Genomic DNA, 23,022 nt, shown 5'->3' with positions numbered 1-23,022 from the left:
TCACACGTCTTCGAGTCGAATTCCCTTGGTTTCCTTCATGAAGAAGCAGGCGACACCGGTCAGAGCGGCCAGGAACATGATGTACACACCGAACACCCAGCCCAAGTCGAGGCCGAGGAAGAGCTGGTTGAGATACGGCGCAGTTCCGCCGAACACCGCTACCGAGAACGAATAGGCGAATCCGATTGCCTGCGTGCGGAGTCGGGTGGGAAAGCTCTCCGAGAGAGTCGAGGAAAGGATGGATGCCGGGACGGCGATGACGAGCAGCGCCACCGTCGACGGGAGCAGCAGTGACCACCATTGCGTCGAGATCATCATCGTCAGCGGGATCTGCAGCACGAACATCAGCACGGCGAAGGCGGCCAGCATCGGCCGTCGACCGATCGAATCCGAGAGACGACCGAAGAACGGCAGGGACACCAGCGCAATCAACTGAGCGACGACGAGCATCCAGTACGCGGTGTCCGGGTTCATCCCCCGCTGCGTGATGGCGAACGTCGAGACGTAGGAGGTCCAGGTGTAGTGCGCCGCAGTGATTCCCGACGTCATTCCGATCATCAGCACGATCGCCTTGACGACGGTCTTGCGTGCGATCGGTGCCTGTTCCACCTTGTTCTGCTCCGAATCGAAGACCTCGCTCTCGTCCATGTTCTTGCGCAGGTAGAGCGCGAACAACGCCAGGAGTGCGCCCAGCAGGAACGGGATACGCCAACCCCACTGGCCGACAGCCGATTCCGACAGCGTCGAGGTGATGACGCCACCGACCGTGTACGCCAGAGCCGACCCGCCGAAGATAGCGACGAACGCGACGCTTCCCCACATGCCCCGACGGTTCGGCGGTGCGATCTCGCCGACGTAGGAGTACGCCGTCGCCGACTCACCGCCGTGCGCGAATCCCTGCATGACGCGTGCGAGCAAGAGCAGCACCGAGGCCCAGGCACCGATCGCACCGTAGGTGGGCATGATGCCGATCAGCAGGCTGCCGGTCGCCATCATGAGCATCGTGGTGACGAGAACGAACTTGCGGCCCTTCTTGTCCGCGATCCGGCCGAACACGATGCCGCCGAGGGGCCTCATCAGGAATCCGACGGCGAACACTGCCAACGTCGACAGCAGTGCCGAGACCGGATCTGCCTGGCTGAACATCGCCGCCGCGATGAACGGTGCGAACACCGCGTAGGCGCTCCACTCGTACCATTCGAGAACGTTGCCTACGGTGCTGGCGAACAACGATTTCTTCCGCGAGGAGATATCGGGTGCCGAGCGGGTATCGCGTGATGATCCGACGGTCATGGAGTGTCACTTTCGGTCGAATGAGTTTGCACTGGAACAGGTTTGAGTGCTGCACGCCGAATCTTCCCGGTCTGGGTCTTGGGAAGTTCGTCGATGATGTGAATGACCTTCGGGCGTTTGTAGGCCGCCAGTCGGTCGCGCGCGAAGTCCACCAGCGCATCCGGCGTCACCGTGGTGCCGTTGCGCAGGGATACGTAGGCCACCACCGATTCGCCCTGGTAGTCGTCGGGCCTGCCCACCACGGCGGCCTCGAACACCGCGGGATGTTCGTAGAGGGTGTCCTCGACTTCTCGGGGCCAGACCTTGTACCCCGACACGTTGATCTGATCCTTGAGCCGGTCGACGAGATACACCCATCCGCCGTCGTCGATGATCGCCACGTCTCCCGTACGAAGTCGACCTTCGGGCATCGTCGACGCGGTCGCATCGGGATTGCGCCAGTAGCCCGAGACCACCTGCGGACCCGAGATCTCCAGTTCCCCCGCGATTCCCGCGGCCGTCGGCTCCCCGGAGGAGTCCAACGTACGCAACGTCACTCGCGGCAACGGTAGCCCGACGGACAGCGACCCACTGGCGGAGTCCACCGGCGCTCGGGCGCCGGGCGGCACCGCGATGACGCCCGCTGTCGTTTCGGTCATGCCGTACGCGTTGTGGATGTAGCACCCGAATGCGGACTCGAAAGCGGTGACCGATGCGGGCGGGATGGGCGCGCCGCCGGAGTACAAGGCTTTCACCGACTCGAAGTGGGCACGCGTCGCATCTGCAGTCTCGGAGATCGCGTTGAACACCGTGATCGACCCGATGGTGTACGTGACGCGGTGCTCGACGAAGGCGTCGAGAGTGACTGCCGCATGGAAACGGTGAGCGAAGACGAGCACACAGTCGCGTATCAGAGCAACCGCCGCGTCGAGCATCGCGCCGGTGATGTGAAACAGCGGCGCGACGGCGAACACGACGTCCCCGTCGGCGAGACCGGCCCGTTCCCCGAAATCCAGAGCCGTCGCAAATGCGTTCGCATGCGAGATCTGCGCACCCTTCGGCGGTCCCGTGGTTCCGGACGTGTAGGCCAGGAGCGCGAGATCGTCCGGGTGCGGGGCGAATTCGGGAATGGACCGGCCACGGTACAGATCGATCAGGCCCATCAGATCGTCGTCGGGCCGGGGGGTCACGCGAGACGTCGAAGAGAAGACGCGCGGGTCGTTGCGAGTCTGCAGGTCCAGTCCACTGGTGCTCACGAGTAGCCGAACCGTACTACCCCGCAGTGTCGAACCGAGGGCTTCGAGATCTTGTTCGTCGCAGACGAGCGCGATCGGTTCTGCGTCGTCGATCAGCGTTCGCAGTTCGCGATTGCGGTACATCGGGTTGAGGATCAACGCGACCGCCCCGATCTTCCACAGCGCGAGAAAGGTCAGGGGGTACTGCGGAATGTTCTGCAGATAGATGCCGACACGGTCGCCGCGCGTCACTCCGCGGTCGATCATGGCGGCCGCAAGGGCGTCGGATGCCTCGTCCGCCTCGCGGGCGGTGAGCACGGTGTCGAAGTACGCCAGCGCCGGCCGGTCCGGGGCATCGGACACTCTCCTACGCCATCCATCGAGGACGGTTGCAGGCCCGATCGCTCTGTCGAGGGTCATGGACGGCCCTTTCGGTTGACCGGAATCTCGGCCCAGGAGGACCGACCGAACACTCGCTCGGTGAAGGTGTTCACAGTGTTGCGGATCACAACTTCGGTGTCAACCCGGTGCGTAGCGGCCGGCGACACCCCGGTCGACCTCTACGGTAAGCGCATGACCGCGACCCGCATCTGGCGCACGTACGAGGGATCGAACCTCTCCCCAGCATTGGCGTCGGCGTTGAACACGTTCGTCGAGCAGGGGTACCACGGCACATCGGTGCGGCAGATCGCTGCAGGTGCCGGCCTGTCCGTTCCCGGCCTGTACCACCACTTTCCATCGAAGCAGGCGCTGTTGGTCGGCATCATGGACGCGTCGATGGACGAACTGCTGGATCGGACTCGATCGGCCGAGAACGAAGCAGGGCCGTTGCCGAGCGATCGGTTCGACGCGGTCGTGGAGTCCCTGCTGCTGTTCCACATTCACCGACGCGACGCCGCCTTCGTGTGTTCGACGGAGATTCGCAGCCTCGAATCCGCGAATCGCGCCGCATACATCGCGAAGCGGGACGAGGAACAACGAGTGCTCGACGCCATCGTCGTCGACGGCGTCGAGTCCGGCGTCTTCGACACTCCGCACCCGGCGGATGCCAGCCGAGCCGTCACGACGATGTGCGTCGGTGTCGCAACGTGGTATCGACCCGACGGGCCGCTGTCTCCGAGCGAGCTGGTGGCGGTGTATCTCGACATTGCCCGTCGTACGGTCGGAGCTACGACCGGCGGGCCGGAGTAGCTGCCCCGGAATCCTTGACCCGATCGAGTGATTGTGCCAACCTTCCAGTGACCGAGCGAGTGTTCGGTCGGCACCGGAATGGGAGCGCATCGTGGCCATCGATCTGACATTCGACCCCGACATCGAGAAGTTGATCGAGAGGACACGCACGTTCACTCGCGAACACGTGCTTCCCATCGAGGACAGATTTCTGGGGAACGTCGCCGATGCCGGCGGCGACCGACTTCGCGTCGAGATGCAGGCGGCCGCCAAGGATGCCGGCGTGTTCGCCCCACATGCCCCCGTCGAATACGGCGGCCACGGTCTGTCCATGAGTGACCGCGCTCCGGTGTTCGAGGAAGCCGGTTATTCACTGTTCGGCCCCATCGCGCTGAACCTCGGTGCGCCCGACGAGGGCAACGTCCACATGCTCGCGCACATCGCGTCGGCGGCACAGAAGGAGCAGTTTCTCGCCCCCCTGGCGCGCGGTGACATGCGCTCGGCTTTCGCGATGACCGAACCCGCACCGGGTGCCGGTTCCGATCCGTCGGCCCTGACCACCGCGGCGGAACAGGTCGAGGGCGGCTGGAAGATCAACGGACACAAGTGGTTCATCACCGGTGCCGATGGTGCCGGGTTCTTCATCATCATGGCTCGCACCTCCGGTAAGCCCGGCGATCGAGGCGGAGCGACGATGTTCCTCGCCCCCGCCGACACTGTGGGCATCACGGTCGGCCGACATATCGGCACCCTGGACAAGGCCATGATCGGCGGTCACTGCGAGGTGTTCTTCGAGAACGTGTTCGTGCCCGACGAGAACGTGCTCGGAGCCGTCGACGAAGGATTCGCCTACGCCCAGGTACGTCTGGGCCCCGCCCGCATGACTCACGTGATGCGGTGGCTCGGAGCTTCCAGGCGGGCCCACGACATCGCCGTGGCGCAGGTCGCTCAGCGCGAGGGATTCGGCGGCAAGCTCGGCGATCTCGGCATGGTGCAGAAGATGGTCGCGGACAACGAGATCGACATCGCGGCGACCCGCGCACTGCTGATCAAGGCTTGCTTCGAGCTGGATCGGGGTGGGCACGCGAGCAACGAGACCTCCATTGCCAAGACGTTCGCCGCCGAGGCGATCTTCCGCATCGTCGACCGCAGCATTCAGATGTGCGGGGGGCTCGGCGTATCGGACGATCTTCCGCTGGCGAGGCTCTCACGCGAGGTGCGTCCGTTCCGTGTGTACGACGGCCCGTCCGAGGTACACCGCTGGGCCATCGCCAAGCGGACGATCGGTGCAGCCAAGCGCGCAGCGCGGGAGGCACAGTCGTGAGCGAACTTCCGGGCATGAATCGCGATGCGCTCGAGCAGTTCCTGCGAGGGAACGGCATCGAGGTCGACGGTGAACTGTCGGTCGAGATGATCAGCGGGGGTCGCTCCAATCTCACCTACAAGGCATTCGACGACTCCTCGACATGGGTTGTTCGCCGCCCTCCCACGAGTGGGCTCACCCCCTCGGCGCACGACATGGCCCGCGAGTGGGCCGTCACGGAAGCGCTTGCATCCACCGACGTTCCGGTCGCCGGGACCATTGCGTTCGATCGAGACGGCTCGGTGCTCGGTGCACCCATGACCGTCGTCGACTTCGTACCCGGCCGAGTCGTTCGTAGCCGCGAGGATCTTCGCGATCTGACGGATGCGCAGGTCACCGAGAACGCCGCCGAGTTGGTCCGAGTGCTCGCCAGGCTGCATGCGGTCGATCCCGACTCTGTGGGCCTCGGCAGCTTCGGCCGTCCCGACGGGTTCGTCTCGCGACAGGTCGCGACGTGGGCTCGGCAGTGGGAACGAGTCAAGACTCGTGATCTACCCGACGTCGAACGATTGCATCGTGCGCTGGAAGCAGCAGTACCGGCGGGATCTGCGTCGTCCATCGTGCACGGCGACTATCGCGTCGACAACACCATTCTCGACGCACATGACGTCGGTTCCGTTGCCGCGGTGGTGGACTGGGAGATGTCCACGCTCGGCGATCCGCTGACCGACGTGGCGCTGATGTGCATCTACCGCCAACCGGTCTTCGATGCGGTCCTCGGCGCGGACGCTGCCTGGACGAGCGATCGGTACCCCTCCGCGGCAGACCTCGCGCAACACTACGCAGTGGAATCCGGTCGGGAGCTTCATGATTGGGGCTTCTACCTCGCCCTCGCCAATTTCAAACTCGGAGTGATCGGCGAGGGAATCACCTACCGTGCGCTGTCGGGCTCCGACACCGGGGCCGGTGCAGGCAAGGCCGCCGAGGCCACCGGGGAGTTCATCGCGGCCGGGCTGCGAGCACTCGCAGGAACCACCGACTGACGCGAACCCCGCTGTCAGGCAGGTTCTCTCATCACACCGACGTGGCGGACGGTGCCGGACACACCCGGAAGCTCCTGTGGCTCGGACCAGGTGTTCAGCCCGTCCGTGCTGTCGGAGTAGAAGTACTTTCGGTTGGTGTAGTCGTCGTAGTACAACCGCCAGGTGCCGTCGGGCAACTCGATGACTGCCGGGCCTTCTTTCAGTGGTCCGAAATCGCGGGTGGGAACGACGGTGTACGGCCCGATCAACGACGGTGCCGTCCAGTGCTCGATGACCTTGTGGGTCTCGTTCTTGGTGAACGCGTGGTAGGTCGGCCCTACCTTGACCACCGTGGTGTCGATGTGGTCCGCTCCGATGCCGACGAACGGAACCGGGAAGCTCCACATCCTCAGGCCTGGATCCATGGCCGTCATCAGATACGGCACGAACCCTCCGCCGGTCGACAGGGAGACGATGACGCTGACGCGGTCACCCTCGACGAACCACTCGGGTGCCCATGCCTTCGTGGTGAACGGAGACAACGACGGTCCGTCCGAGAAGCCGGCCGATCCGCTGAATCCGGGAGGGCTGGCAGATCCGGTTCCGGCTCCGGTGCCCGGAAGGAAAGCACAGCAGAACGGGATCGGGAAGTTCTGCAGGAACGTCCAGTTCACGCGGTCACTGCTGCGCGCGAAGCCGATGTTCGCACCGCCGCCGGTCGTGTACGTCACGTAGTACATCCCGTCGGTTTGCCGGAAGATGCTCGCGTCGCGCACCACCCCGGACGGAGGTCGGTACGCCGATGTCTGCAGTGCTGCGAAATCGGTACCGTCGCTGGATTGGTAGACATCCATGTCTCGATCACTGTCGTTGCTGAACGCCACCATCGTGTAGCGCCACGCGGAGGGTGCAGCGCCACCTGTCCCTGCGGCGGAGAACAGCAGTCCGGCGACAGTCAGGATCACCATCGGGACGACGAACAGGAACCTGCGTGCGGTGAATGTCACCGAGGAAGTATGTCCGACCCGTACGCACCATGCGTAACTTTGGTAACAGCTACAACAGATCGTTACCGATGTTGTTATGAATGCGAAATGTACTGGGTTGCGGGCTTGGCCTGGTACATCTCGTGATCGGCATCGTCGAGTATGTCCAGTGCACTTCGGGTGTCGTCGCGGTCGACGGTGACGACACCGATGCTCGCCGTCACCGTCAACACTCGTCCCGCGGCGGTGATGGGCGTGGCCAGTTCGGCACGAACGTCGTCGGCCTCGGTACCGACGCACCGCGAAACGACCGCCACGAACTCGTCACCCCCGATACGACCCACGAAGGCATCGGCCGGGAGCGCGCGTGTCAGTCGGTCTGCGACCACCCCCAGAACGGCGTCGCCGACAGTATGACCGTGCAGATCGTTGATGGTCTTGAAGTTGTCGAGGTCGATGAACAGCACGGCCATGGAGTCCTCGCGATCGGGCTTGGCCAGCTGTTCGTCGAGGCGAGCCAGAATCAGGGGCCTGTTCGGCAGACCGGTCAGGTCGTCATGCGTCGCAGCATGCTCGAGCTTCATGCTCATCCGATAGGTGTCGGTGATGTCGACGAACGTCGCCACCACGGAGGGATTCGGGTCGACCGGGGTGAGCATCGTCGCCGTCAAGGACAACCAGAAGTTCCGACCGTCTCGGCGACGCTCGACCCCGATCACCGCCTGGCAGGGCTCACCGGTTTTCCTGGTGACGGCGACCGGATGCTCGAACGGGTGAATCGGCTCTTCGTCGGTGCCGTACACCCGAAACGGAAGAACCGATGCCTGTCCTGCGGTCGCCAACCCGACCTGGATGTCGAGAATGGTCTTCGCAGCCAGGTTCGCCGATTCGATACGGCCGGTGTGATCGAGAACGACGACACCGGCCTCCAGCGATTCCACGACCGCGGTGAAATGATCCTCGACTCTGCGTACTGCGCTCTGGTCGGCGCAGACCAACACGTAACCGTCGGGCATCTGGGCAGCCGACACGATCACCGCAAGCGCCGTCCCGTCGGCATGTCGATGGGAATCCGTCAGTCGGCCGCCGACAGCGAGAATCGCGGCCGGATCGCAGGGCACCCCGACGGCCGCCGACACGTCACGGCCGAGCACGTCCGCTGCCGGTCGACCGTAGACCGACTCCGCAGCGGGATTCCAGCTCGACACCAGACCGTCGGCGGACACACCGATGATGGCATCGCTGACGTGCTCGACCAGAGCGGCTTGCTTCTGCAGCGCCTTCTGCGCCGCCTTGTGTTCGGTGAGATCGCGAAGAATGACCTGAAACGCCGGCTCACCGTTCCACACCGTGCGCACCGATACCGCTTCCATCGCCAGTGTCGTCCCGTCGAGGGCCAGCACCGTCGCTTCCGACGCGGCGCTGGCGGTGCCGTGTGTGTCGAGCGCGGCGATCCGCGCGAGCATGGGGCCCACCGATTCGGCGGCGATGAACTTCGTGATCGGATGCCCGATGACGTCTGTTGCTGCCTCGGCACGCAGAAACCGCATCCCGGCAGGGTTGAGGTAGACGAGGATGCCTCGTCGATGGACACCGATGGCGTCCGGCGAATGTTCGACGAGAACCCGGTAGCGATCGGCGAGCCCGGGCAACGCGGGACTCGATCGGGGGTCGCCGACGCCATCACGCTCCCCTGGAGCCATGCTCGGTCCTCGCGATCGTAGACGGACGGTCAACACCCGATTGAACCACTTACGAACGTGCCGTTGGCGACTCATGTCTGTTTTGAGCTTTATGTCCGGTTTCTCGGCTGGACCTGACGCCTGTTTGCGGGGCTAAATCGAGGAGCGAGCCGAATCCGGTTCGCGTAACTCGACAAGAAACGGATTTCGACGTGAGCTCTCTCGGCATCGACATCACCGGTATCGGCGCACTGTCCGGCTACGGCTGGGGCGCAGCCGCCCTCTGGGACGGCCTGTCCACGGGCAAGGCGGCGGCCACGCTGCACCACGACCACACCCGACCGGGGCAGAACCCGGTGTGGCTGGCGAAAGTCCCCGACGGCGGGGACCGGAGCGATGGCACCAGCCGATTCGGGCGGGCACTTCGCGGGGCAGCGCGGGAGGCCATCGACGACGCGATGGCGCGGGGCTGGCAACCCGGTCGACGAGTGGGTCTCATCCACGCCGTCGTTCTGGGTGAAGTGGACGAGTGGCGCAACTTCTATCTGCACGACGGCGGCGAACGCCGGGTTCGCGACTATCTCACGCTGATGCCGTCGACTCCGGTGTCCCTACTGATGCAGGAATACGGCTTTCACGGGCCGGCCATGAATGTCTCGGCGATGTGCGCGTCGGGCAATGCAGGGCTGCTCACCGCCAAGATGTGGCTCGATACCGGGTTCGTCGACGACGTGGTGTTCGTGGCCACCGATCTGTCTCTGACTCCGGAGAACATCGACCACTTCGTGAAACTGGGCGTCGGCATCGTGGACGTGGAGCCCCAGGACGGCTGCCGCCCCTTCCAGGAAGGCAGCCGCGGGTTCGGAATGGGTGAGGCTGCAACGGCATTCGTTCTGTCGACGCGAAGCTCGGCCTCGTACGCGCGGGTACTGGGCGGTTCGATGACACACGACGCGTTTCATGCCACCTCGATCGACCCTGCGCTCACCCAGGTGCGGGCCTGCTTCGAGCAGGCGTTGGTCGACGCCGACGTCACTGCCCGGCAGGTGCGGTATCTCAACGCTCATGGTCCCGGCACCGCACAGTGCGATGCGGCCGAAACTGCGATGTTGGAGACGGTGCTTCGATCCCACGCACAGGTGTACTCGGTGAAGCCACTGACGGGACATTGCCAGGGGGCGGCCTCGGCAATCGAAACCGTATCGGCAGTCATGGGATTCGAGCGCGGACTCGTTCCGGCGGCCCCGCAGGTCTCTGATGCTCATCCCCTGCTGCTCGACGGATTCACCACCGCCGAGGCAGGATTGACTGTGAAATCGTCATTGGGAATGGGCGGACACAACTCGGTGGTGGTGTTGGCTCCAGCGTGAGCTGCACTCGTCGGTCCGGCAGCCCGCGTGGTCGCGGGCTGCCGGCTCGACGTGCAGACTTCAGACCTGCGCTGCGTTACCGCAGATTCCGCATTCCTCGAACTCGACGCGCTTCCAGCGTGCGACCGGAACGAAGAACAGCGTGAATTGCTGGTACTGCTTCATCCGCGCCCACTGGGTGGTGTTGTGGCACCGCGGACAGTTTCGGGTTGCCCCCGGGCCGATGTGTTTGCGCTTGCTGCCGAAACCGAAGAGAAGAAACATGACACCAGCCTAGGGGTCCGGACGGAGTCAGCTCGCGATCATGCCGTGGGGATCGATGACGAACTTCTGTGCGACTCCGCTGTCGAATTCACGGTAGCCGCGTGGTGCGTCGTCGAGCGAGATGACGGTGGCGTTCACGGCCTTGGCGATCGAGACACGTTCCTTCAGAATCGCATTCATCAATTCACGGTGGTAGCTCATCACCGGGCACTGACCGGTGGCGAACGACAGCGACTTCGCCCAACCGGTGCCGAGACTCAACGACAGCGCGCCGCGCTGGGCCGCCTCGTCCACGCCACCGGGGTCTCCGGTGACGTACAGCCCCGGGATGCCGATTCCGCCGCCGGCCGTGGTGATGTCCATCAACGAATTGAGAACCGTCGCAGGCGCTTCACGAGACGAATCTCCGCCGTGTCCGCGGGCTTCGAATCCCACCGCATCGACGGCCGCGTCGACCTCGGGGACTCCGAGGATCTGCTCGATCTGATCCTGCGGAGCTCCCTTGCCCACGTCGACGGTCTCGCAACCGAACGTTCGCGCTTGGGCGAGCCTGTCGGCGTTCATGTCGCCGACGATCACCACCGACGCTCCCAATAGTTGTGCGCCGACAGCGGCGGCGAGGCCGACCGGACCCGCACCCGCGATGTACACCGTCGCACCGGGTTTCACCCCTGCGGTCACCGCCCCGTGGAACCCGGTGGGAAAGATGTCCGACAGCATGGTCAGGTCCAGAATCTTCTCCAGGGCCTGGTCACGATCGGGAAACTTGAGCAGATTGAAATCTGCGTACGGTGCCATGACGTATTCGGCTTGGCCGCCGACCCAACCGCCCATGTCCACGTAGCCGAATGCCGAACCCGGTCGATCGGGGTTGACGTTCAGACAGATTCCGGTCTTGCGCTCCTTGCAGTTACGACACCGGCCGCAGGCGATGTTGAACGGTACGGAGCAGATGTCACCGACCTTCAGAAACTCGACGTCTCTACCGACCTCGACGATCTCACCGGTGATCTCGTGACCGAGCACCAACCCCTCGGGTGCAGTGGTTCGCCCGCGAACCATGTGCTGATCACTGCCGCAGATGTTGGTCGAGACAACCTTGAGGATCACTCCGTGCTCGCACTTGCGGCCGATGTTCGCCGGGTTCACTCCAGGGCCGTCGGTCAACTCCAGGCCCGGAAAAGCAATGTCCTGGACTTCCACTTTGCCCGGTCCTGCGTACGTCACTGCGCGGTTGTCTGCCATGAGTTCTCCTCTTCGTCGAGTGAGTTGTGTGCTCATCGAGCCGAGATCATCGACCCGATCGCACCTGTGGCCTGCCTCACACCAGTATGCACAGTTGCGAATAGGTGCGTTGACGAGAAACTCGAATCGGCGCGAGTGAACACTCTCGCCTCGCACTCGATGAACCGATGCATCCCACACACTTGACTCGACCGATGTTAGCGCTCACACTGTGTTGCACACGTCACAGCGAGTGGCACCGCGAAGGAGTTCTGCATGCCGGTTGACCAGTACACGGTAGGTGTCGATTTCGGCACCCTGTCCGGACGCGCCGTCGTCGTTCGCGTGTCCGACGGTGCCGAAATTGCCTCGGCAGTCCACGATTACCGACACGCGGTGCTCGAGGAGACGCTGCCCGGCGGCACGGTCCGGCTGCCCGACGCGTGGGCACTGCAGGTGCCCGACGACTATCGCGACGTCCTGCGCCGCGCGGTGCCTGCTGCTCTGGCCGCCGCGGGCATCGAACCCGACCAGGTCGTCGGCATCGGTACCGACTTCACCGCGTGCACCATGGTGCCCACCTACGCCGACGGCACTCCGCTGTGTGAGGATCCGCGCTTCGCCGATCGGCCGCACTCGTACGTGAAATTGTGGAAACACCATGCAGCACAGGGGCAGGCGGACCGCATCAACGAACTGGCAGAACAGCGCGGCGAGAGTTGGCTCCCTCGCTACGGCGGACTGATCTCCTCGGAATGGGAGTTCGCCAAGGCGCTGCAGATCCACGAGGAAGACGCCGAGATCTACGACGCGATGGACCGATGGGTCGAAGCGGCCGATTGGATCGTCTGGCAGCTCTGCGGACACTACGTGCGCAATGCGTGCACTGCCGGATACAAGGGCATCTATCAGGACGGGCACTACCCGTCCGCGGACTTCCTCAGCGAGTTGGCACCGGGCTTCGGCTCCTTCGTCGCCGACAAACTCGATCAGCCGTTGGGCGAGTTGGGTTCTCGCGCAGGTACATTGACCGCCGAAGCCGCGCACTGGACTGGGCTGCCCGAGGGCATCGCCGTCGCGGTCGGCAACGTCGACGCGCACGTGACGGCCCCCGCGGCCGGAGCGGTGGAACCGGGCCGGATGGTCGCCATCATGGGAACCTCGACCTGCCACGTGATGAGTTCGACCGTCCTGAAGGAAGTTCCCGGCATGTGCGGGGTGGTGGACGGTGGAATCGTCGCCGGATCCTTCGGCTACGAGGCAGGACAGAGCGGCGTCGGCGACATCTTCGGATGGTTCACACGGACCTCGGTTCCCGCGTCGTACAGCGAGGCGGCGGAAGCGGCGGGTGAGTCGGTACACGAGCACCTGACGCGTCTCGCGCAGACGCAGGACGTGGGTGAGCACGGGCTCGTCGCGCTCGACTGGCACAGCGGAAACCGATCGGTCCTGGTCGATCACGAACTCTCCGGGTTGGTCATCGGAACCACGCTGGCGACGCGGCCCGAGGACACCTACCGCGCGCTACTCGAAGCAACGGCGTACGGAACCCGAGTCATCGTCGAGACGTTCCGCGACAGCGGCGTTCCGGTCGAGGAGTTCGTGGTGGCGGGAGGGTTGGCACGCAACCCGCTCCTGATGCAGATATACGCCGATGTGCTGCGAATGCCGTTGTCGGTCATCGCTTCTGCACAGGGACCGGCACTGGGATCGGCCATCCATGCCGCGGTGGCAGCCGGGTGCTACCCCGATGTACCCGTCGCGGCGAAATCGATGGGCAAGGTACGTCGCGGCGCATTCGTGCCCGACGAATCACGCTCGGCGGCCTACGATTCCCTGTTCGAGATCTATCTGGAGTTACACGATCGATTCGGCCGAGACGTGCCGACCATGCGCCGACTGCGGGCGCTTCGACGTGACGCACTGACGCGAAAGGTGGACGCGTCATGACGGTCGTCGACGATGTGCGCGAGGTCATCGAGGAAGTGCGCCGTGACGTGTGCAGATTGCACGCCGAGTTGGTGCGCTACGGACTGGTGGTCTGGACGGCAGGCAACGTCTCGGCGAGGGTCCCCGGCCGGGACCTCATGGTCATCAAGCCCAGCGGAGTCTCCTACGACGACCTCACGCCCGGCAACATGGTGGTGTGCGATCTGCACGGCAGGGTGGTCGAGGGTGACCATGCACCCTCCTCGGACACCGAGGCGCAGGCCTATGTGTACCGGCATCTCGACCACATCGGCGGTGTGGTGCACACACATTCGCCCTACGCGGTGGCGTGGGCGGCCCGAGGAGAACCCATCCCTGTGGTCACCACCATGTGCGCGGACGAATTCGGCGGAGACATTCCGGTCGGCCCCTTCGCCGTGATAGGCGACGACTCGATCGGACGCGGCATCGTCGATACCCTCGCCGACAGTCGATCTCCGGCGATCCTCATGCAGAACCACGGTGTCTTCGCGGTCGGCCCATCCGCCCGATCTGCGGTGAAAGCCGCGGTCATGTGCGAGGACGTCGCGAGGTCGGTACACCTGGCTTATCAACTGGGACAGCCTCTTCCCATTCCGAGCTCGAAGGTCGACGCACTCTACGACCGCTATCAGAACGTCTACGGCCAGCGCTGACCGGCGCGCCCGATCTTCTCTCCCCGGAGGTACCCCCATGTCCGAAATATGGTTTCTCACCGGCAGCCAAAGCCTCTACGGCCCCGAGACCCTCGAGCAGGTAGCAGTTCAGTCTCGCGAGATCGCAGACAAACTCGATGCGGCACTGCCCGTCTCGGTGGTCTGGAAGCCGGTGCTGCTCGACGCGTCGTCCATTCTGCGCCGTATGCGCGAGGCGAACGCCGCCGACGAATGTGTGGGCGTCGTGACCTGGATGCACACCTTCTCCCCCGCCAAGATGTGGATTGCCGGCCTCGACGCGTTGGATGTCCCGCTGCTGCACCTGCACACGCAGGCCGGAATGTCGTTGCCGTGGTCGACGATCGACATGGAGTTCATGAATCTCAATCAGGCCGCCCACGGCGACCGCGAGTTCGGACACGTCGAATCTCGGGTGGGTGTTCTGCGCACGATCGTGGCAGGCCACGTCGACAACCCCGCGGTGATCGAGCGTGCGGAGCAGTGGGTGCGAGCAGCTCTCGGCCGCGCGGAGTTGAAGTCACTGTGCCTGGCACGTTTCGGCGACAACATGCGCGACGTCGCAGTGACGGAGGGCGACAAGGTCGAAGCCCAACTGCGATTCGGAGTCTCCGTCAACACGTACGGCGTCAACGATCTGGTCGAGGTCGTGGACGGCGTGAGCGAATCGGCCGTGTCCGACCTGATCGACGAATACCGGTCGTCGTACGACATCGCACCGAGTCTCGACAAGGGCGGTGACCGCCACGAATCGCTCCGGTACGGCGCCCGGGTCGAGGCCGGGCTGCGGAAGTTCCTCACCGACGGTGGATTCACGGCCTTCACCACGAACTTCGAGGATCTCGGTGGGCTTCGCCAGTTGCCAGGACTCGCGGTGCAGCGCCTGATGGCCGACGGGTACGGGTTCGGCGGTGAGGGCGACTGGAAGACCTCGATGTTGTTGCGCGCCATGAAGGTGATGGCCGAGGGACTCGACGGTGGAACGTCGTTCATGGAGGACTACACCTACAACCTCGTCCCGGGGGCCGAGAAGATCCTCGGCGCACACATGCTCGAAGTGTGCCCGTCGATCACGACCTCGCGGCCTACGCTCGAGATCCATCCGCTCTCCATCGGCGGCCGCGAAGACCCGGTGCGCCTGCGCTTCACCGCCGATCCCGGCCACGGCGTCGTCGTCGGACTCTCGGACGTCGGTGAACGATTCCGATTGACGGCCAACGTGATCGACGTCGTCGAGCCTGACGAGGCGCTACCGAATCTGCCGGTGGCCTGCGCTGTGTGGGAGCCGCAGCCCTCGCTGTCGGTATCGGCCGAGTCGTGGCTGACCGCAGGAGCACCCCACCACACGGTTCTCAGTACCGCGATCGGCCTGCCTGTGCTGGAGGCATTCTCGGACATGATCGGCGTCGAGCTGCTCACCATCGACTCCGCAACCACCACACGTCAATTCCAACAGACACTGCGATGGAACGCGGCATACCACCGACTCGCGGCGAAGTTGTGAGGTCGTTGCTCCGGCCGCCAGCTCACCCGTGACGTCTTCGGTATTCCTGTTCGGCTCCGGGGTGGAGGGGGATGCTTCCGGTCATGACCAATGACCGCGCGTCGAGAAATTGGCTGCCGATCGCCTGACCGGGCACCAGCGCGGACGACTGATCGAGAAGCACACTCACCAGTGCAGCGACCACGCGGTCCGGCACGTCCAGATGTGCCAGCAGAAGATTCGGAATACCGACGGTGGTGACCTCCGGATGCTCGCCGTACACGTTCGGCGGCACCGGCACCGCCTCGTACGCGGTACCGAATTCGCGTCTGAGATCAGTGACGACGGTGCCCAGATCGAGTAGACGAATCGCGGCTCGGGGCTGGGCAAATGCCGGAGTCGGCAACCCGCCTGCCCACATCACGGCGTCGATTTCGTTGCTCGTCAGTGCATCTGCTGCCGAGCTCATCGACAGCTGAACCTGATCGACAGCACCGCCTTCGGCCACACCCGCTGCGCGGAGGACTCGCTGCGACACTTCGGTGGCACCGGATCCCGGGGCACCGATGCTCACCTTTCGCCCTCGCAGACCGTCCATGGACTCGATATCGGAGTCCGCTCGTACAGCCACTTGGAAGTAGTTCTCGTAAACGCACCCGACCGCCGCCAGCTCTCCGCTCGGATGACTGTAGGCGGCGTCCATGAGCGTCAGGGCCAGCTCGGCCTGCCGTGAACCCAACGCCTCGAGGTTGTCGACGGAGCCGGCCGTCGTGAGTGGAACGACCTCGGCGACATCGGTTCTCGCGGCAGCGTCGGACAGCAATCCGGCGAACTCCCAGAAGAAACCGCCGACCTCGCCTGCCGCGAGGCGCAGCTGCATCGGCGGATCCGAGGCACAGCCACCCACGACGGCAGCGCTCAGGGCCAACAGACCGGCCTGCAGCGCCGTTCTACGTGAGAACGACGCTGCGGGCTCGGCCATGCCAGTCACTGTAAGGCGTAGCCGGTCACTGGAACGCTCGGCCCTGCTCTCGGTCGAGCACGGTCTCGGACTTGTTGCGCAGTACGAAGATGTACACCAGCAGCGAGATGGCGATCACGACCGTCACGTACAGAATGAACCAACCCACGTGCCCACCGTTCTTCGCGGCTTGATAGATCAGTGGTGCCGTGCCACCGAAGGCCGAGTTCGCGAGTGCGTACCCCAAGCCGACGCCGAGTGCACGGACGTGCGAGGGGAACAGTTCCGCTTTGACGATCGCATTGATCGAGGTGTATCCGGTGAGGATGACGTAGCCGACGCACACCAGTGCGAGTGACTGGACCACCGACGTCGCCGTCGGAAGGTACGTGATGAGTACGTAGGTGTACAGCACGCCACCGATGCCGAAGAAGACGAGCAGCGGCTTGCGACCCACCTTGTCGCTGATCATTCCGCCGATGGGCTGCAGCAGCATGAGGAAGACCAGACCGGCGAGGTTGATCCAGGTACCGGTCATCCCCCGGTCCTCGTATGCGGTCTTGACCATCGAGGGTGCATTGACGCTGTAGGTGTAGAACGCGATGGTGCCACCGGCCGTCACCATGAAGCAGATCAGCAACGCCCGCCAGTGGTTGGCGACCAATTCCTTCAAGGAGCCGGAGGCTTTGTCCGCACCGCTGCGCACTGCGTCGAGTTGATCCTCGGTCAAGGATTCGTCCATGCTGCGGCGGAGCCAGAAGACCACCACTGCGGCCACTCCGCCGATGAAGAAGGCTATGCGCCAACCGAAGTCCTCGATCTGCTCGCGCTCGAGGAACACCTGCATCAGCAGCAGAGTCACCTGTGCGAGCACATGCCCACCGACGAGGGTGACGTACTGGAACGACGAGAAGAATCCCCGACGCTCGCGGGTGGCGGCCTCGGACATGTACGTCGCCGACGCACCGTACTCACCGCCGGTGGCGAAGCCCTGAACGAGACGGCACAGGATCAGGATCACGGCGGCCCATACGCCGATGCTCTCCCGTCCCGGAGTGAGCGCGATGACCAGCGAGCACGCGGCCATCATCGAGACGCTGAACGTCAGCGCTGCCCTGCGCCCGTTGCGGTCCGCGTAGCGGCCGAAGAACCACGACCCGACCGGTCGCATCAAGAACGTGACCGCAAAGATCCCGTACACGTAGATGGTGGAATTCTTGTCGGCGGAGTCGAAGAACTGATTCTCGAAGTACGTCGCGAAGACGGTGTAGACGTACACGTCGTACCACTCGACCAGGTTTCCGGACGACCCCCGCAACGTGTTGAAGACGGCACGGCGGGTGGCAGCGCGCGAGGAGACGGGTGGACTCGGGAGCGTCGAACCGGTGAGCGAGGTGGCCTCGTTGGCCATGGGTTGGTCCTTCCACATTCAGCGGGCAATTGGGCTGCCTGGCAACGATCGGCAACCGAAGCCTCCCTACTGTGACGGCAAGCACAGCCTGGAACCAAGCCGTTTCGGATTTCCTAACACTCCCTTAGGAAACGGCCCTCGGCAGCCGCAGCTCGATCCGAAGTCCCACTGGTCGACGCGCCATGACTCGAAGTGATCCACCGGCTCGCTCGGTCAGGGCGTGGACGATCGACAGACCGAGACCGGTACCGTCGCCGTGCGCACCCGACGCTCGATAGAACCGATCGACGACCTTGGTGAGCTCGTCTGCAGGCACGCCGGGTCCGTTGTCGGACAACCACATCGTGACGTCCGCGTCACCGGTTCGGTAGCTGACCTCGATGCCGGTGCCGGAGCCGGCGTACTTGGTTGCATTGCTCAGCAGAGCGTCGAGAATTCGAGTCAGGTCGTCCTCGGACATCGCAACGCGACACTCCGTGTCGGCTTTCGGCTCCGAGACGTGCACGGTCATGTCGGCCACGGCTATCGAGCTCGACCAGAATCCGACTCGATCTGCGACGACCGCACCGAGGTCACACCCTGGGGATCGAGTGGTCGTCGGGGTTTCGGCAGCTGCGAGAACGAGCAGGTCTTCCACAACGGAGCTCAGACGATCGACCTCGAGCGTGGTCCGCAGGTGCGCATCGGTTGCCGAATCCGGAACCCGCATTCCCAGAACATCCATCCGAATTCGCAACGCTGCCAGTGGGTTCCGGAGAGCATGGGCAGTATCGGCCACCAATCGGCGTTGCGCAGCGGTGGCGGCCTCGACGTCGTCGGCCATTGCCTCGAAGGCACTGGACAGCTCACGCACCTCCGGTGGCCCGACATAGGGCACCGGTTCGAGTCGTTGCGAACCTTCGATCGACGCCTGATCGTGGAACTTGTCGCCGAACGAGTGGACTCGCGAGGACAGTGCGGTGAGCGGACGAACGACCCAGCGCGACAACGCAACAGCGATCACCGCGACCGTTGCGAGAATCAGCATGGCACCGAGGGCGATGACCGCCCAGGTGATCGCGACGTCCCTACGCGCAGAATCGGTGGACGCCTCGAGAACCACTGCGCCGTCCACTTGGGTGCCCCCACCGACCGGTGCGGCAATCAACACCGAGGAATCCGACCACGGCGTCAGACTCGACGGTAGGTCACCACGCTGATTGCGCAACGCTCCTGCCACCGCCTGCTGGACGTCGTCGCGCTGCAGGTCCAGGCCGGACACCGCGCGTGCCTCTCCGGTGCGGTCGACGACCGCAACGCCCTCCTCGTACAGATTGTTATTGCGCTGCACCGATTCTCGGATACGGGCCACGCCGGATTCGTCTTCTCGTGAGCTGAGTTCGGCAAAGAACGATGCTGCCGCGGCCCTGTTCTCGCCGAACCGTTGGGCCCGTTCGCGACCGACCAGGAGCGCGAGAGGAACCGACAGCGCAAGCACGACGACGGTGGAGTAGATCATCAACACCAACAGGACACGCCGTCGCACGTCAGGTGTCCCAGCGGTAGCCGAAGCCGCGGATGGTGACGATGGCACCCGGGCGATCGAGCTTGGAACGCAATGCAGTCATGTGCACATCCAGCGTCCGCGAGATCGCTACGTACGCATCGCCCCAGATGGCGTCCATCAACTGTTCCCGGCTCACCGCTTCGCCGCGACGCGTCACGAGATGCGCCAACAGGTCGAACTCCTTGGTAGTCAGTGCAACAGCGCGTCCACCGACTTCCACGGCACGACCGGGGAGATCGACGACGACGTCCCCGAGCGTCAGCCTGTCCGCCGCGGGTCCCGACGCCGAACTTCGACGATGTGCGGCCACCTCGAGTCGGGCGTGTAATTCACCCAATCGAGCCGGCTTGACTACGTAGTCGTCTGCGCCGCCGCGCAGGGCCCGTACCACCGAGCGCTCGTCGTCCCGCGCCGTCAGTACCACCACCGGAACCGAACTCAGCGTCCTGAGCTTCCGCAGAACCTCGAGGCCGTCCATGTCGGGCAGCCCGAGATCGAGCAGCACGACGTCCATGTCGTGGTAGCCGAGCAGGGCGTCGGCGCCGCGGCGCATACGGACAGGCGTGTGCCCCACCTCGGTCAACGCGTCCACCAACGCGTCGCCGAGTCCGTCGTCGTCTTCCACCACAGCAATTCGCATCGAACTCAAGATAGGCCACCATCGGGGGTGGACGCGGGCATGAGTGTTCACGATCGGGTGTCATGCGCGGGATACCGCCGTTGGGCGACGGTAGTGAACGTTCAGGTGCGGCCCGTGTGAGCACGGAACCCGTCAGGCTGGGGTGCTCGCGCGAAGGCCCGGTGCCAGTGCGATATCGATGACTTGCTCGAGTGTCAGTACGTCATTGGCGTTCACATCGATTCGGGTGCCATCGGGCGCATGCGCAACAACGCGGTGTGTGTCGGTCCGGTCCACTGTATCGAGAACGGTGCCGTCTTCTCGCATTGAACGCTCCTCCACGAAGCCGGCGAAGCACGGACCGGCGGCCTCGTCGGACAGTCCGACGGTGACTGTCAGCATGCCGGTCCGGTTGCCGACGGTGACGGTTCCGAGCGCGTCAGCCTCTCCGTTCGGCGACTGCCGTACCGCGACCGCGTCGAAGCCGAAGGTCGGTGCGAACGGTTCGGGTTCGACGGTCGCTACGGTGGGTAGTGCCGCGATCAGGGCATCGGTCATCGCTTGTGCTTTGGCCTCGAACCTCCACGGCACCTCGGAAATGTCGGCGTCACCCACGCTGACAAATTCGTAGTTCACTCGCACCAAGTCCTCTGGCTGAACGACCTCCTCGCAACCCGGAATGACCACTGGGTCAGGCTGCGGTTCGTGCAGCAGACCGGCGACAACTGTGCCGGCAGCAACGATCCCGACGATCACCGCAACCGTCGACCACACCGAGCCCTGTGCGCCTGTCGAATTCATGCAGTCCTTGCCTTCTCGGGATGGGTCGTGTCGTCATTCTGGCATCTCGGGGGTGTAGTTCTGGGCGCAGCGGGGCACACCCATGATGTACATCCATCGGCGACCTGTCGCCCCGACTCCGTGGAGATTTCATGACGATGCCGACCGACGCAAGCGATGCAGTCCCCTCGCAGGGCAGCAACGACGGCCCCCGAGAGCACACCCCCGAGACGGACGCCGTCGAAGGCGCGCACGTGGACGAGGAAAACGTGCCACACCCACCCGAGAACGGAAACGTGCAGAACTGAACCGCGGTTCGACGGCGTGATCGCGCACCCGGCCGTCGAAAACGTCGGCTTCATTGTGGCCTGACCACGTTTCGGTGCTGATTCCTAGGTAATTCGCCGGCCGGCTTGCCCGAGTTCGATTGGTGAACAACGAGTTCGCGCAAACGCACGCGCATTCGTCAGACGCGCGCGAGTTCGTCCACTATTTCGCGAGCATCCGGCGAACGCGCGCGCGTTTGCGGCGGCACTGATGGACGCCGCACTCGATGTTCGGCGCAGCGGGATGACGTTCCGGACGTGTTCGCCCCGCAGCCACAGTGAACAGCAGAAGTTTGCCACCGCAGAAGTCACCGGCACGCCCCGGTCAGTAAGGTCTAAGGATGACTGTGCGAGCAGGTGTGGTGGTCACGGGAACCGAGGTTCTGGCCGGTCGGGTCACCGACCGGAACGGCCCGTGGGTGGCCCAGCGACTTCTGGAGATGGGCGTCGACGTTGCCCACATCACCGTGTGCGGTGATCGCCCGGACGATCTGACTGCACAGGTGCGGTTTCTGGCCGATCAACGCGTCGACTTGATCGTCACCACCGGAGGTTTGGGTCCGACCGCGGACGACCTCACCGTTCCGACAGTCGCCGCACTGTACGGCCGCGAATTGGCGCTGGATGCCGAGCTCGAAGATCGCATCCACGCGATCGTGCAACGGTGGCGAAGCCGCATGAGTTCTGCAGCCGACTCCGAGCCGCTACGGGCCGGTATTCGGAAGCAGGCGATGGTTCCCCAAGGCGCGCAGTCCATTTCACCGACCGGAACCGCACCCGGGGTCGCGATACCGTCCGACGAGTCCAGGTCACTGCCCGCCGTCCTCATTCTGCCCGGCCCACCTCGCGAACTGCAGGCGATGTGGCCGGAGGCCCTCGACAGCGCACCCGTCGCCGAGGTCCTCGCCCGCCGCACACAGATGCGCCAGGACACCATTCGCGGCTACCGACTGTCCGAGGCCGACCTCGCCGAAACGCTGCGAACGGCAGAGCGCGAGATCACGAAATTCGACGATCTCGAGATCACCACCTGTCTGAGTCTCGGCGAGCTCGAAATGGTGACCCGCTACGCCGAATCGGCGAGACCTGCGTACATGGAACTCGAACGTCTCGTCGGAAAAATGCATGGTGCACGAGTCTTTTCGACCGACGGGTCCACCATCGACGACATCGTCGCGCACCGTCTGTCCGGGCATCGGATCGCCACGGCAGAATCGTGCACCGGAGGGATGATCGCCGCACGCCTGACCGACCGCGCAGGATCGTCGGCGTACGTCATCGGCGCGGTGGTGTCCTACGCCAACGAGGCGAAAACGGGCCTGCTCGACGTCCCTGCCGAAATCATCGACCAGCACGGAGCAGTCAGCGAGCCAGTGGCCGCGCTGATGGCCGAAGGCGCACTGAGTCGACTGAACGTCGACATCGCGGTATCGACCAGCGGCGTCGCGGGCCCGGGTGGTGGCACCGAGGCCAAACCGGTCGGCACCGTCTGCTTCGCTATCGCCGTCACAGGCCGACCTACCGTCACCCACACCCTTCATCTCCCCGGGGACCGGGCCAGTGTCCGTGCACTGTCGACCACCGCGGCAATGCATATGCTCGCCGACGCGTTGGAGACTCGCTGAAGGTCTTGTCGACAGCGCAGGAGGGACCCACACATGTCATCACCGACGGACCACTCTGAGCACCATCCACAACCAACTGTGGACGGGCAGCCAACGGGTCG

General features: G+C 64.4%; 20 protein-coding genes. 9 read left to right on the top strand and 11 right to left on the bottom strand.

Going from position 1 to position 23,022, the window contains the following annotated elements; all coding sequences use genetic code 11:
- Complete coding sequence (locus R4P47_RS01885) at window positions 1-1,293, bottom strand: MFS transporter (RefSeq protein ID WP_068046850.1); 1,293 nt, start codon at window positions 1,291-1,293, stop codon at window positions 1-3.
- Window positions 1,290-2,927, bottom strand: coding sequence for a class I adenylate-forming enzyme family protein (locus tag R4P47_RS01880; protein WP_317532138.1), 1,638 nt, complete (start codon window positions 2,925-2,927; stop codon window positions 1,290-1,292). The genes R4P47_RS01885 and R4P47_RS01880 overlap by 4 nt, the downstream gene beginning before the upstream one ends.
- 153 nt (window positions 2,928-3,080) lie before the next feature.
- Between R4P47_RS01880 and R4P47_RS01875 the strand changes: the two genes are divergently transcribed.
- The 3 genes from R4P47_RS01875 to R4P47_RS01865 all read left to right on the top strand — a co-directional run bounded on the left by R4P47_RS01875 (window position 3,081) and on the right by R4P47_RS01865 (window position 6,023).
- Window positions 3,081-3,698 (top strand): TetR/AcrR family transcriptional regulator, encoded by a 618-nt coding sequence (locus R4P47_RS01875; protein ID WP_317532137.1) that lies wholly within the window; start codon window positions 3,081-3,083, stop codon window positions 3,696-3,698.
- Window positions 3,699-3,789: 91 nt separating this feature from the next.
- Window positions 3,790-5,001, top strand: coding sequence for an acyl-CoA dehydrogenase family protein (locus R4P47_RS01870; protein WP_317532136.1), 1,212 nt, complete (start codon window positions 3,790-3,792; stop codon window positions 4,999-5,001).
- Entirely contained in the window at window positions 4,998-6,023 is a 1,026-nt protein-coding gene (locus R4P47_RS01865; protein ID WP_317532135.1) for a phosphotransferase family protein, read from the top strand. The genes R4P47_RS01870 and R4P47_RS01865 overlap by 4 nt, the downstream gene beginning before the upstream one ends.
- A 14-nt stretch (window positions 6,024-6,037) precedes the next feature.
- On the opposite strand, the gene R4P47_RS01860 is transcribed toward R4P47_RS01865, so the two are convergent.
- Window positions 6,038-6,970, bottom strand: coding sequence for an arabinofuranosidase (locus R4P47_RS01860; protein ID WP_317532462.1), 933 nt, complete (start codon window positions 6,968-6,970; stop codon window positions 6,038-6,040).
- 113 nt (window positions 6,971-7,083) lie between these two features.
- Window positions 7,084-8,691, bottom strand: a complete 1,608-nt coding sequence (locus R4P47_RS01855) for a bifunctional diguanylate cyclase/phosphodiesterase (RefSeq protein WP_317532134.1) — start codon at window positions 8,689-8,691, stop codon at window positions 7,084-7,086.
- 191 nt (window positions 8,692-8,882) lie between these two features.
- On the opposite strand from R4P47_RS01855, the gene R4P47_RS01850 reads away from it, so the two are divergent.
- On the top strand, window positions 8,883-10,040 hold the full coding sequence (locus R4P47_RS01850; RefSeq protein WP_317532133.1) for a beta-ketoacyl synthase N-terminal-like domain-containing protein: 1,158 nt from the start codon (window positions 8,883-8,885) through the stop codon (window positions 10,038-10,040).
- A 60-nt stretch (window positions 10,041-10,100) separates the two neighbouring features.
- Here R4P47_RS01850 and R4P47_RS01845 read toward each other — a convergent pair whose 3' ends face one another.
- A complete protein-coding gene (locus R4P47_RS01845; RefSeq protein WP_068046830.1) occupies window positions 10,101-10,304 on the bottom strand; it encodes a zinc-ribbon domain-containing protein in 204 nt (67 codons plus the stop codon).
- 27 nt (window positions 10,305-10,331) lie between these two features.
- A complete protein-coding gene (fdhA, locus tag R4P47_RS01840; RefSeq protein ID WP_068046827.1) occupies window positions 10,332-11,549 on the bottom strand; it encodes a formaldehyde dehydrogenase, glutathione-independent in 1,218 nt (405 codons plus the stop codon).
- A gap of 255 nt (window positions 11,550-11,804) precedes the next feature.
- Here fdhA and araB point away from each other — a divergent pair, with 255 nt between their 5' ends.
- Genes araB through araA form a run of 3 tightly spaced genes read left to right on the top strand, consistent with a single transcriptional unit; the run spans window position 11,805 to window position 15,674 of the window.
- The gene (gene araB, locus R4P47_RS01835) at window positions 11,805-13,478 is read left to right on the top strand and encodes a ribulokinase (RefSeq protein WP_317532132.1); all 1,674 of its coding nucleotides are present in this window, start codon (window positions 11,805-11,807) and stop codon (window positions 13,476-13,478) included.
- Window positions 13,475-14,152, top strand: coding sequence for an L-ribulose-5-phosphate 4-epimerase (locus R4P47_RS01830; RefSeq protein ID WP_149405225.1), 678 nt, complete (start codon window positions 13,475-13,477; stop codon window positions 14,150-14,152). The genes araB and R4P47_RS01830 overlap by 4 nt, the downstream gene beginning before the upstream one ends.
- Before the next feature lie 37 nt (window positions 14,153-14,189).
- Window positions 14,190-15,674: an L-arabinose isomerase gene (araA, locus tag R4P47_RS01825; protein ID WP_317532131.1), complete on the top strand. Its 1,485-nt coding sequence runs from the start codon at window positions 14,190-14,192 to the stop codon at window positions 15,672-15,674.
- Window positions 15,675-15,696: 22 nt separating this feature from the next.
- Here the strand turns inward: araA and R4P47_RS01820 are convergent, their stop codons facing one another.
- The 5 genes from R4P47_RS01820 to R4P47_RS01800 all read right to left on the bottom strand — a co-directional run bounded on the left by R4P47_RS01820 (window position 15,697) and on the right by R4P47_RS01800 (window position 20,991).
- Complete coding sequence (locus R4P47_RS01820) at window positions 15,697-16,635, bottom strand: TAXI family TRAP transporter solute-binding subunit (protein ID WP_317783977.1); 939 nt, start codon at window positions 16,633-16,635, stop codon at window positions 15,697-15,699.
- Between the two features lie 25 nt (window positions 16,636-16,660).
- Entirely contained in the window at window positions 16,661-18,025 is a 1,365-nt protein-coding gene (locus R4P47_RS01815; protein WP_149405222.1) for an MFS transporter, read from the bottom strand.
- A 124-nt stretch (window positions 18,026-18,149) separates the two neighbouring features.
- Entirely contained in the window at window positions 18,150-19,550 is a 1,401-nt protein-coding gene (locus R4P47_RS01810; RefSeq protein WP_317783976.1) for a HAMP domain-containing sensor histidine kinase, read from the bottom strand.
- 1 nt (window position 19,551) lies between these two features.
- A complete protein-coding gene (locus R4P47_RS01805; protein ID WP_317783975.1) occupies window positions 19,552-20,211 on the bottom strand; it encodes a response regulator transcription factor in 660 nt (219 codons plus the stop codon).
- 132 nt (window positions 20,212-20,343) lie between these two features.
- Entirely contained in the window at window positions 20,344-20,991 is a 648-nt protein-coding gene (locus R4P47_RS01800; RefSeq protein WP_317783974.1) for a hypothetical protein, read from the bottom strand.
- Window positions 20,992-21,122: 131 nt separating this feature from the next.
- On the opposite strand from R4P47_RS01800, the gene R4P47_RS01795 reads away from it, so the two are divergent.
- Window positions 21,123-21,278, top strand: a complete 156-nt coding sequence (locus tag R4P47_RS01795) for a hypothetical protein (RefSeq protein WP_269596669.1) — start codon at window positions 21,123-21,125, stop codon at window positions 21,276-21,278.
- Between the two features lie 359 nt (window positions 21,279-21,637).
- Window positions 21,638-22,921 carry a competence/damage-inducible protein A gene (locus R4P47_RS01790; protein ID WP_317783973.1) on the top strand — a complete coding sequence of 428 codons (1,284 nt, stop codon included), beginning with the start codon at window positions 21,638-21,640 and terminating at the stop codon, window positions 22,919-22,921.
- Window positions 22,922-23,022 lie beyond the last annotated feature (101 nt).

Source organism: Rhodococcus sp. IEGM 1370, assembly GCF_033142325.1.
Taxonomy (GTDB): Bacteria; Actinomycetota; Actinomycetes; order Mycobacteriales; family Mycobacteriaceae; genus Rhodococcoides.
This window is presented reverse-complemented; position numbering and strand designations above follow the sequence as displayed.